Raw genomic sequence first — 11,408 nt, 5'->3', positions numbered from 1 at the left:
TTATGCAAGTTCGCCCTTGATAAACTGAACCAAGAATTGAGAAGGACACGCTGTGCAGCCTGATTTTTTTAAAATCCTTGGGTTTTGAGTGAGTGCTACCTAGCGATCATAGACTTATGAAATTGACTCTAAATCCACTCATTATTTATAAATAAGGGGGTTTGGGATGGCTGTGTTGGATTTATCCACTCATTTTCGCAAGAAGGGGCCGAAATGACGGACTTCAGCTGCAAATGAATGGATTTTTCCAATATAGCGTGCGATTTCGGCGCTGAAGGCCCTTTTTCGTTGGATAAATCCATTATAGGACACGCGACCGACCAAGCTAGCTTTATTGAACGAGCTCCTGCTTTCCAGCCGCAGGCTGCGGTGCATGCTTTCGGATGAGTGCGATTTGACCCGCATGGAGTCCGGTATGATAGATCGTGCGTCCGAGCGCTTCACGCGGTGTAGAGGGTCCGATCTTCGAAGTGATCTCGACATCCCATAGGTCATTGCCAAGCTCGCGCATCGCCTCGGTGAGATGTGCGTCGGCAGCTGCGGAGAACGCGATCAGCGCTTCGAGCCGGAACGCTTCAGGATCATGGGAATCGGTGCTGCCGCTTGCCATGTATGTAACACATTCAGGTACGCCGCGGCCGAAGAACCAATCCGCGAACATGTACTCCACTTCCGCATTATGACGAATCATATGCGCAATGGTTGGCGACTCCGGCGACATGGCCAGGTGAAGCTCTTCCTCCTTCAAGCTTTGAACCATTTTCTGAAACCGGCCGCGGATAACCCGCCAGATCGGCAATACAGCTTCGTAACTCATAGTCTCCCGCACTCCTTCGGTTATTTATCCTTGCGATCAACGACGACATGCTCGAACCGTTCGCCGGACAGATCGACATCGAATGCTTGGCCGAATCCGACCACGTAACGGCCGCTTGATGGCGTCAGCTCGAACAGCGAGAAGTCGAGTCCGCGCAGCATACACATCATTTTGTCGCCAAACCGCTCATCGAATAATGCGAAAATCTCCTCGTACCCTTCGTTCCCAAGGTTCTGCGTCTCGCACACCCAGCGCGCACGCTCGCGGGCGAACACGTTCGGCGAAGCCGACTCGTCGCCAATGAGCATGACATGGATGTGCGCATTGTTCTCCACATAGCGGTAATGATCCGAAATGCGGCTAATATAGATGTACAGCCTGCCGTCCGCTTGGACATACGGTGCATAGCTGATGAAAGGTACGCCTTGCTCGTCCTGCGAGCTGATAATCAGTGATTTGCGGCTGTTCACGAACGCCACATATTTCTCTTTGAGCTCCTCGATATTCGGCTGCTTCAAAAGATGTTTCCCCCTCGTTTCACTCTAATTAATATTGATAATCATTATCATCGGACTCGACCTCATCATCATAACCTGCGATTTTGGCGATTACAAGGGTTATTTAACCAGTCGTAGACGGCTCGTCGGCCATCCTTTACAATGGGAGCAAACGATGACCGGAATGCGAGGTAACGATGAGCGAACTACAATTAAATCCGAAGCTGCGCGCTTCGCAGAATCCCTATCTCTTGATGCCCATTCTCCTGCTGCTCTGGGGCTCGGTCGCTGCGGTCAGCAAGCTGCTGCTGGGACAGCTCGACAGCTATCAGCTGCTATTTTATATGAATGGAATGGGGGTATTATCTTTTCTCGTCCTCAGCCTGTTTCAACCTGGGAAGCTAAAAGCAATTGCAGCTTGGACGAGGAAGCAGCTGCTGCTCCTAACGGCATGCGGACTGTTTGCGTTCCTGTATGATTTCCTGTATCTGGAGGCGCTCACCCGAGTTCCGGCTGTGGAGGCTTCCATGCTGAACTATCTATTCCCGATCTTTATCGTGCTGTTCGCCATCCCACTCCATAAGGAGCGGATGAATCGGTTCAAGTTTATTGCTGTTCTAATGGGCTTCGCGGGAACGGTGCTGCTGACGACGAAGGGTGATTTCACATCGCTTGCGTTTACGAATATTACGGGGGATTTGCTGGCGGTCTTGGCGGCGGTGAGCTGGGGGCTCTTCACGAATCTGGTGAAGCTGAATAAACAGGATATGCTGCTAAGCACGTTCTATATTACGTGTGTCGCTTTCGTGCTGTCTGCTGGCGGCATGCTCGGTTTCTCGGCGCCGGCACTGCCTCATATTGAGGATATCGCGGGGGTGTTCTGGCTGAGCATGTGCAATATTGTGCTGGGGTTCTTCCTTTACTTTCAGGCGCTGCGCTATTCTACGGCGTCGCTTGTGGCGAGCTTTACCTTCTTCACGCCGTTCATTACGCTGCTCTTTATTGTCATTCTGCTAGGCGAGCAGCTAAGCGCCATCGACAGTGTTGCGGCGGTGCTCATTCTCTCTGGAGTACCTGTGCAGCGGCTCGGTCAGCGCTTTAATCGCGGCACACAGCCATAACGAAGTACCTTCCAAGGATCATGTGCGGTGTTTACTTAATCTTAACGAGTTGCTAACTCACACTTAACATCTGCCCCGTATAGTTAGGACAAGTAAACAAACCCATTATCTCTTAGGAGGAATTTCCCCGTGTCCAAAGGTTTCAAGGCGACGACAGCTGTGCTAGGTGCAGCAATTGCAGTTTCCGCAATTACATCTTCTGTATCCGCAGCAGCAGCACCGGCACCGGCACCAGCAGTTTCAAAGAAAGCGGGCCAATTCGTAACAGCAGGCGTAGAGCGTAACGCGAAAGGCAACCTGTTAATTCACTGGAAGGCTGACGCTAACCTTGGCGCAGCTAAGATCTACTGGAGCACATCGCCAGACAACATCGAGAAGAACGGTAAGCTATTGGCGCAAACCTATACAAGCTTTAACGGTTTTGTAACGCCGGATCCGAAGCCAGGCTACCGTGTATACTTCGCGATAAAGGGCGGCAACGGTGACGTGATCCATGTTGCAGAGCGTAAAGTAAACCTGCAGGGCGCATTCAACTTCCGCGACCTTGGCGGCTACAAAACAGCGGACGGAAAAACAGTGAAATGGGGCAAGCTGTTCCGTGCAGAAGAGCTTGGACATCTGACTGCGAGCGACCTTGAAGTTGTCAAACGCATGGGCATCACGACAGACGTTGACTACCGTACAGACGCTGAAGAGGGTGCAATGAAGGATCCTGTTATTGCTGGCATGAAGTACATCCGTACGGACGAAGGCAACGCAGGAAGCACAGCTGACTTGAACACGATGATCAAGTCCGGCGTATTGAAGGACCAAGCATCCGCAGTAGCGATGATGGCCGGCTTCAACAAGCAAATGGTTGACGCACCGAAATTCTACGTCCAACTGATGGAGCTGCTGAACGATTCGAAGAACATCGCGCTTGTTCAACACTGTACAGCTGGCAAAGACCGCACAGGTCTGGGCTCTGCCATCATCTTGCTGACGCTTGGCGTTGATGAGCAAACGGTTATGAACGACTACCTGCTCTCCAATTTCTACCGTGCAGATGCGAACAAAGCAACGATCGATGCGCTGAAGAAACAAATTCCGGACGAGAACGTGATCGCAGCGATGACTGCACTGATGGGCGTACAGAAAGAGTTCCTGGGCGCGGCAATCGACGAAATGAAAGCGAAATACGGCTCGATCGACGCGTTCATCGAGAAAGGTCTTGGCGTAACGAAAGAAGAGCGCGCGAAGCTGAAAGCGATGTACCTCGAATAGGATAATAGCATAATAGGATGCCCTGCCTTCTCCGTGAAGGCGGGGCTTCTTTTATTCGGGGAAGTAGAATGATTACCTACCGCCGCAAGTTATTGCAAAATAATGCTCGAAGAACCGTTCCCGATCGACCGTGACGGCAATATCATCGCTGTTGTTGCTCGTGCTCGGTTGGAAGGCCATCTCACCAAAAGTATCGACATTGGTGTAGTCGACCGAGATCGCCCCACGCTGGTACGCACATAGCTGCGGCTCGAACAAACAAGCTGCCGCCAGAGGATCGTGGAACGTCATCGCATGGCTCGCCAGCCACGGCGATCCGAAGTCGCCGACGGCACGCATGAGTCTATTCGACTCAAACAGGCCGGGCTTCGCCTCCTGTGTCAGCGCAAGCTGGCTGGTGACATTCAGCCCGAACGTTCTGCGAATCGGGACATCGGCATCATACACGATGGCGCAGGCATGCCGATCGAGCCATGCATTCCAATTGCCCATAGGCATATCCGGTCCTGCTTCGAGCGCGGGCGAGAATACGCCGCTCATAATATGCAGCTCCTTGAGCAGCCGCGGAATTTCGGGATCGAGCCGGAACAGCAGCGCGATGTTCGTCAGATGGCCGACGGCGAGCAGCGACAGCTCATGCGGCTGCTCCCGGATCGCGCGGCGCATCGCGTCGACGGCTTGGTCTTTCTTGTCGATCTTCCGGTGAGGCCAGTCCGGCAAGCGTGAAGCGCCATCCGGCGTCGGACAGACGCTGCTTGGCATCAACTGGCGATCAGCGCCGGCATAGACGGGGATATCTTGGCGGCCGGCGGCATGGCAGATCGCATCCGCAACCATCGCCCGCCGCTCGGCTTCGCCGCCAACGGTGGAGATGCCGACGAGCTCGCAGGCGGGCTGCCGCAGCAGGTAGGCGAGGCATAGGGCGTCGTCGATATCGCCGCCGATGTCGGTGTCTAGCCATATTTTTCGGGTGGTTAAAGCTGATGAACATGCAGATGTCATTGCGATCGCCTCCTCAATCTTGGCATGAGATAAGGGTACAGCAGCACAAGTCCGCCTATGTATAGGGCGAGGGCGAAGACCGCGGGCGACAGGTGGACGAAGTCGGTGTAGCCGATATGCATATGGACGGTGAACGCGGCAATGAACGCCGGCGAGCCGCCGAGCAGGTACGTCCACCACAGCCAGCGCTGGCCTTGCTGCAGCCCCCATAACGACATGATGAGAAGCGCGAGCGCATCGGAGAACAGTGCGCCGCCGAAGCCGGCACGGTCATGGGCGATGAGTGGCACGAGATGCGGATTAGCGGCCCGAAGCTGAGCGGCGGTTGTGTCCATATAGCTAAGATCCTGTGGTACGAATACTTTGGTTATGCCGAATCCGGAGATCGTAATGCTGCCAATGACGAGCGCGAAGCCGAGCGCAACCATGCAGCATTGCCCGTACATGGCGCGTCGCCAGACCGCGTCGTTTCGAAGGTTGACTGCCCCCCGGAACGGCCTATCGGGATTCTTGCGCATGCTAAGCAGAAACATGGGCAGCAGGATGATTGCAACCATCGCGTGGAGCGGATCGAAATAGCCGTAGCCAAGATAAAGGAAGAAGCTTAAGAAACCGAACGTGCAAGAGACGAGCAGTGTGATGCGTGCCCAGTGAATGCTGAATTGCAGCCCGTAACGGCTCAGCTGGTAATAGAGCACGCCAATCGAGATCATCGTGCCGGCCAGCGTAATCCGGTCATGCGACATGAAATGCAGCAGACGATGGTTGATGTGATGGAGCGCATCGCGCTTCAAGCCGAGGAAGGCCTCATCGTAAGGCAGCAGCACCGTTGTGGCGGCGATCATCCAAGCGAGCAGCCCGCCGAGAATCATGCCGATGCCGAGCAGGCACATCCAGCCCCAATGGCGCCAGAAGGATACCGGCTCCGGAGCAGGCAGCTGCTTCACTTTCTCATGCAAAATCGCCTCGTTGACGCGTTTCGGCAGTCCCGGTCCGGCAAAAACAAGCCCAGCGTGCAGCATGACATAAGAAGCGCCAGCTTCTATCGTATCGAGCGCATCCTGCGGCTCATAGATGCCTGCCGCGGCAATTAACGTAAAGTCGACCGCTGGTTTGGTCGGCAGCTCGCGGAGCAGCCTTAGCTTCGCGAGGCAAGAATGCTTGTCCTGCGGGTCGAGCACAAGCTCGCCGGTATCCGGTGAACGCGACTCGCCGATGACCGCGCCGGTCCAAGCGGTTAAGTCGATGGCCTGCAGGATTTCTGCAAGCCTGGAGTCCCCTGCATCATGCGGGATGTATAGAAATAGGAGTGCATCTTGAAGGTTTGGTTCCGCCTGGCGAGCGGCGATGCGAAGCTGCTCCAGCAGCCATGCCGTGCCATGCGGATCAAGCGGCTGTTGCAGCGCATCCATGAAGAAGCCGGCAGCGCCTGCCTGCCGGAGCTGCCGCATCATCGGCAGCAGCTGCGGCAGCGCCTGCTCCGGCGTGCTCCCCGGCAGCGGCGTCAGCCGCACGAGCTGCGGCAGCGCGTGCCCCGGCTTCGCGAGCCGAGCCGCCGCGGCGGCGGCCGCAGCAGCAGCGCCGCCGCCGGCGTGCTCCGCGTACGCCGGATAGACGATGCGCTCGCGTGCGGCATCGAGCCTGATCGGCGCAGCGCCAGCCCCGGGGCTCACCTCGCCGGCAGCCAGTGGCTCGGCCATGACCGGGCCGAGCTCGATAAAGCCGAAGCCGAACTGCGCCATCGCGCGGTGCGCAGTTCCGGCTGGATCGGCGCTGCCCGCGAGGCCGACCGGCGTGGCGAGCTCCACGCCGCCAATCTTGCTGCGCAGCAGCGGCGCCGGCTCCATATGTCCGAGCGTACGGATGACGAAGGAGCCGAGCGGCAAGCGGCTGAGCGTGCCGATGGCGCCCAGGGTAAAGGATCTCGCTATCCGCCCAGGCAGTCGGAACAGGAGAGGACGGAATAAGGTTTGATAAGACCAATCCGGCATAGGCGGTATCACTCGCTTTCTTGTCGATTGGAAGTATTTTACTTGTAGTATAGCAGATTCGTATCGAAAGAAACGCCCGTTTCGAATACCGCCGCCAAGGGCAGTAGAAACGGGCGTTATGAGTTCGGTGTCAGGAGATTTGAGTTAGGAGTTAAGCTTCTACTTGAAGCTCGTCGCCCGGAGCCATCGCTTTGCCTTTCAGGCCGCGCATGGCGAGCTGGCTGACGAACTGCTCCGCATCCTGATTAATGAGCGGGAATGTGCTGTGGTGAATCGGCACGACCAGCTTCGCGTTGTACCACTCTGCCGCTTGCAGCGCATCCTCTGGGCCCATTGTGAAATGGTCGCCGATTGGAATGAAGGCCACATCGATCTTGTAGCGGTCGCCGATGAGCTTCATATCGCCAAACAGCGACGTATCGCCGGCATGGAGAATCGTCAGCCCTTCAGCGAATACGAGGAAGCCCGCCGGCATGCCTGCGTATAGAATCTGCTTGTTCGCCTCGTCGACGATGCCGGAGCTGTGGAAGGCTTGGACCATCTTGGCTTTGGCAAATCCGAGATCGACGGTTCCGCCCATGTTCATGCCGATTGTCTTCGCGCCTTGCCAAGACATGTACGTGGCAAGCTCGACAATGGCCACAACCGGAGCGTCGTTCGCGCTTGCGATTGGCGCAGCATCGCCGATGTGGTCGCCATGCGCGTGCGTCAGCAGGACAGCGTCAGCCTTAATCGACTCTGCCTTCTGTACAGCGGCTGGGTTACCGGTCAAGAACGGATCGATGATCAACGATTTGTCGCCGGTTTGGATTTGAATGCAAGCGTGACCATGATAGGTGATTTTCACAAACGATCGACTCCTTAGGGAAGAATTGTTCACTACACTAGTTTGCCAGAATGTGGAGCGGGAATCAATTTAGGGCTATAATAGCACTATTGTGTTGGTCAACGTATCGGAAGGAGAAGAGATAATAATGGCACTCGAAGTCGAACGCAAATTTCTGCTGCCTGCATACCCGGAGGCGCTTGTTCAATCAGGCGAGCTCGTGATCCAATCGGAGCAGCGCATTGAGCAGACGTATCTCGCTATCGCAGATGGTCAGGAGCTGCGCGTACGCCGAATCGTGGATCTCGCAACGGAGGCGGTACATTTTACACATACGTTTAAATCCGGTGGCGGTCTATCTCGCGAAGAGATCGAGTATGAGATCGCGCAAGGTCTCTACGAGCAGGTGATGCAAGCCGTTCAAGCGATTCCGCTGACGAAGAACCGTATTACGGCACGCTGGGGCGACACGACGGTTGAAATCGACATTTACGACCAAATTCAGCTGAGCGTGCTGGAAGTCGAGTTCGAATCCGAGGAGGAAGCGCTGGCGTTCACGTCGCCGGAATGGTTCGGCCCAGATATAAGCACGGCCAAAGAGTACAGCAACAAGAAGGTGTGGCGCGATCTGCAGACAAGGAGGCCGAGCTAATGCCAGAGCAACAGCAACAGCAACAGCAACAGCAACAGATGGTTCTCGAAGCTGCGGAGCAGTTCGCCCGGACCGAGCTTGGCGGCGATACGTCCGGCCATGATTGGTGGCATGTCCACCGCGTCGCGCAGATGGCGGAGCGGATCGCGAAGCAGGAGGGCGCGAATGTGTTTCTGTGCGTCCTTGCCGCGCTGCTGCACGACGTCGCGGACGAGAAGCTGAACCCGTCGAAGGAGGCTGGTCTTCTTAAAGTAGAAGGCTGGCTTGAGGGGCAATCGCTGGGTGAAGCCGACAGCGCGCATGTGATGGAGATCATCTCGACGATGTCCTACAATGGCGGCCAGAATCCGCCGATGCGGACGATTGAAGGTCGCGTGGTGCAGGACGCGGACCGACTTGATGCAATCGGCGCCATCGCCATCGCGCGCTGCTTCACCTATGCGGGCTGGAAGGGCGATGCGATGTATGACCCTGCGCTTCCTCCGCGCGATGCGATGACACCGAAGGAGTACCGCGAAGGAAGAAGCACGGCGATCAACCATTTCTATGAGAAGCTGCTGAAGCTGAAGGACCGTATAAATACGCCATCCGCGAAGCAGATTGCGGAAGCGCGCCATCAATACTTGGAGGCGTATTTGAAGCAGTTCATGCAGGAGTGGGAAGGCACGGACAGCTAGAAACACAGCTATGTTGGATAAATCCAACACAGAAGGCCAGTTTAGACGATAACAGTCAGCTATAATGGAAAAATCCACTCATTTTAGCTCGAAATCGGTGAAAAAGGCCCTTTGCGTAATAAATGAGTGGATAAATCCATTATAGCTTTCTAAATGATCTATTATCTGGATATTGGAGTGGAAAAATCCAATATAGCAACGGTGAAATGGTGAAACGCTGAACAGTTGGCTGAGCTTTCTGAGCCGTCAGTTCGGCCACCGGTCAGTTGAGAAGGTACCGACAGACAGCACACAAAAATAACCGGTCAGAATCCATCCTCGTCCATGTGTCCATATGGGGTCCATGTGTCCATGCGACAAGGGGATTCTGACCGGCTTTTGCCATGCTTGCAATCATATTCTTATACGCCTACGCCGTAATACTGAAACCCGAGCTGCAGCATGCGCTCTTTGTCGTAAATATTGCGGAGATCGAAGAAGAACGGCGATCGAAGCAAGCCCTGCAGCCGATCCAGATCGAGGTTGCGGAACTGATGCCATTCCGTCACGATAATGACGCCGTCACAGTCCTGCACGGCGGAATACTCATCGTCGCAGAATTCGATGCTGCCGCGAACGTCCTCAAGCTCCTTGCGCGCCGGCTCCATGCCAGCCGGGTCGAACAGCTGCAGCGCCGCGCCGCGTGCCGCCAGCTCGCGGATGATGGTGAGCGCAGGCGCGCTGCGAATATCATCCGTCTTCGGCTTGAACGTCAGCCCAAGCACGGCGAGCCGCTTGCCGCCAAGCGGGCCGACCGCTCGCTCGATCTTGCTGACCATCCGCTGCTGCTGATGGTCGTTGACGCCGATCGCCGCTTCGACGAGGCGCATCGGCGTGTCGTGCATTCGGCCGATATGGGCGAGCGCATGCGTATCCTTCGGGAAGCAGCTGCCGCCGTAGCCCGGGCCCGCATGAAGAAACTTCGGACCAATCCGGCCGTCCTTGCCGATCGCATAAGCGACCTGCTGGACGTCCGCGCCAACTGCTTCACAGAGGCCCGAGATCTCATTGATGAAGGAAATCTTCATCGCGAGAAAAGCGTTGTTGGCGTATTTGATCATTTCAGCGCTCTCGAGTGCCGTATGAATGAACGGCGTCTCATTCAGGAACAGCACCCGGTACACCTGTTTCATCATTTCGCGAGCCTCTTCCGATTCCGCGCCGATTACGACCTTGTCCGGATGCGTGAAATCATAGACGGCCGTTCCTTCCCGCAGAAACTCCGGGTTCGACACGACGTCGAACCGTGCGCTCGCGCCTCGTTCATGCAGCCGTCCTGCGATCATTTCCTTGATCCTGCGGCTCGTTCCGATCGGCACGGTGCTCTTCGTGACGATGACCTTGTAGCCTTCGTCCAAGTGCTCCGCAATTTGCTCTGCAACGGTCGTGACATAGCTCATGTTCACGCTGCCGTCCTCCATCTGCGGCGTGCCGACCGCAATAAAGATCACATCGGCGAAGCGGACCGCTTCCGCGATATCCGTTGTAAAGCGCAGCCTCCGATAATGTACATTTCGTATAACCATCTCCGATAAACCAGGCTCATAGATCGGCACAACCCCGTTCTGCAAGGCGTCGATTCGAGCTGCGTTGGTATCCACACACATCGTTTCCATCCCGAAATCAGCAAGACAAGTTCCTGTTACGAGTCCGACATAGCCTGTACCGACGACAGTTATTTTGTACATAGAGCCTCCTCGTTCAATGTAAGTACAACCGGGCAATGATCGCTGCCCATGACATGACAGTCGATCTGCGAATCAATAAGCGCAGGGGCCAGCCTCGAAGAGACGAGGAAGTAGTCAATCCGCCACCCTACGTTCCGCTCGCGCACCTTCGGCATATAGGACCACCAGGAATACACGTCCGTACGGTCAGGGTAGAAATGGCGGAACGAGTCGGTGAACCCAGCGCCCAGCAATAGCGTCATCTTCTCGCGCTCTTCCAGCGTAAATCCGGAGTTGCCGAGGTTCGGCTTCGGATGCTTAAGGTCGATTTCTTCATGCGCGACGTTCAGATCGCCGCATATAATGACAGGCTTCTTCGCATCAAGCTCCAGCAGGTAACGGCGGAACCGTTCCTCCCATTCCAGCCGGTAATCGAGGCGCGACAGATCGCGTTTGGCATTCGGCGTATACACGTTGACGAGGTAGAAATGCTCGAATTCGAGCGTCAGCAAGCGTCCCTCCGGCTCGTAGTCCTCTTCCATGCCATATCGCACGGACAGCGGCTCCACGCGGGTGAAGACGGCCGTGCCGGAGTAGCCTTTTTTCTCCGCATAATTCCAATACGTCTTGTACGCATCGCCAAGCTCCATCTCAATCTGGCCTTCTTGGAGCTTCGTCTCCTGCAAGCAGAACACATCCGCATCCATCTCGGCAAAATAATCATAAAACCCTTTCGTCACACAGGCGCGCAGCCCATTCACATTCCAAGAAATCAGTTTCATTACGAGTCTATTCTCCTTGCAGCAGCTTGTATGCCTTAAGTGTAGCACACCAAGCCCGCCCTGAGAGCGTGCTA

At 55.6% G+C, this 11,408-nt stretch carries 11 protein-coding genes; 4 read left to right on the top strand and 7 right to left on the bottom strand.

The genetic code is table 11. The annotated features are described in order from the left end of the window. Positions 1–331 precede the first annotated feature (331 nt). Both A8990_RS29340 and A8990_RS29335 read right to left on the bottom strand, forming a co-directional pair. Entirely contained in the window at positions 332–817 is a 486-nt protein-coding gene (locus tag A8990_RS29340; RefSeq protein WP_116192569.1) for a DinB family protein, read from the bottom strand. Positions 818–837: 20 nt separating this feature from the next. Then, positions 838–1,335 (bottom strand): HugZ family pyridoxamine 5'-phosphate oxidase, encoded by a 498-nt coding sequence (locus A8990_RS29335; RefSeq protein WP_116192568.1) that lies wholly within the window; start codon positions 1,333–1,335, stop codon positions 838–840. 176 nt (positions 1,336–1,511) lie between these two features. Between A8990_RS29335 and A8990_RS29330 the strand changes: the two genes are divergently transcribed. Both A8990_RS29330 and A8990_RS29325 read left to right on the top strand, forming a co-directional pair. Next, on the top strand, positions 1,512–2,435 hold the full coding sequence (locus A8990_RS29330; RefSeq protein ID WP_116192567.1) for a DMT family transporter: 924 nt from the start codon (positions 1,512–1,514) through the stop codon (positions 2,433–2,435). Positions 2,436–2,564: 129 nt separating this feature from the next. Next, positions 2,565–3,698, top strand: a complete 1,134-nt coding sequence (locus tag A8990_RS29325; RefSeq protein ID WP_116192566.1) for a tyrosine-protein phosphatase — start codon at positions 2,565–2,567, stop codon at positions 3,696–3,698. 72 nt (positions 3,699–3,770) lie between these two features. Here the strand turns inward: A8990_RS29325 and A8990_RS29320 are convergent, their stop codons facing one another. The 3 genes from A8990_RS29320 to A8990_RS29310 all read right to left on the bottom strand — a co-directional run bounded on the left by A8990_RS29320 (position 3,771) and on the right by A8990_RS29310 (position 7,538). Then, positions 3,771–4,700 (bottom strand): nucleoside hydrolase, encoded by a 930-nt coding sequence (locus A8990_RS29320; protein WP_116192565.1) that lies wholly within the window; start codon positions 4,698–4,700, stop codon positions 3,771–3,773. After that, the gene (locus A8990_RS29315; RefSeq protein ID WP_116192564.1) at positions 4,697–6,691 is read right to left on the bottom strand and encodes a dihydroorotate dehydrogenase; all 1,995 of its coding nucleotides are present in this window, start codon (positions 6,689–6,691) and stop codon (positions 4,697–4,699) included. The genes A8990_RS29320 and A8990_RS29315 overlap by 4 nt, the downstream gene beginning before the upstream one ends. Before the next feature lie 151 nt (positions 6,692–6,842). After that, entirely contained in the window at positions 6,843–7,538 is a 696-nt protein-coding gene (locus A8990_RS29310) for a metal-dependent hydrolase (RefSeq protein ID WP_116192563.1), read from the bottom strand. A 127-nt stretch (positions 7,539–7,665) separates the two neighbouring features. Between A8990_RS29310 and A8990_RS29305 the strand changes: the two genes are divergently transcribed. Both A8990_RS29305 and A8990_RS29300 read left to right on the top strand, forming a co-directional pair. Then, complete coding sequence (locus A8990_RS29305) at positions 7,666–8,169, top strand: CYTH domain-containing protein (RefSeq protein WP_116192562.1); 504 nt, start codon at positions 7,666–7,668, stop codon at positions 8,167–8,169. Further along, positions 8,169–8,846, top strand: a complete 678-nt coding sequence (locus A8990_RS29300; RefSeq protein ID WP_116192561.1) for an HD domain-containing protein — start codon at positions 8,169–8,171, stop codon at positions 8,844–8,846. Before A8990_RS29305 ends, A8990_RS29300 begins: the two co-directional genes overlap by 1 nt. Before the next feature lie 401 nt (positions 8,847–9,247). Here the strand turns inward: A8990_RS29300 and A8990_RS29295 are convergent, their stop codons facing one another. Together A8990_RS29295 and A8990_RS29290 are read right to left on the bottom strand one after the other, a co-directional pair. Further along, positions 9,248–10,573, bottom strand: a complete 1,326-nt coding sequence (locus tag A8990_RS29295; RefSeq protein WP_116192560.1) for a UDP-glucose dehydrogenase family protein — start codon at positions 10,571–10,573, stop codon at positions 9,248–9,250. Beyond that, a complete protein-coding gene (locus tag A8990_RS29290; protein WP_116192559.1) occupies positions 10,561–11,334 on the bottom strand; it encodes an exodeoxyribonuclease III in 774 nt (257 codons plus the stop codon). The genes A8990_RS29295 and A8990_RS29290 overlap by 13 nt, the downstream gene beginning before the upstream one ends. Between the last annotated feature and the right edge of the window lie 74 nt (positions 11,335–11,408).

This window comes from Paenibacillus taihuensis (assembly GCF_003386535.1).
GTDB lineage: Bacteria > Bacillota > Bacilli > Paenibacillales > Paenibacillaceae > Paenibacillus_Z > Paenibacillus_Z taihuensis.
The sequence above is the reverse complement of the archived record's forward strand: the minus strand, read 5'-3'. Positions and strand labels throughout refer to the sequence as shown.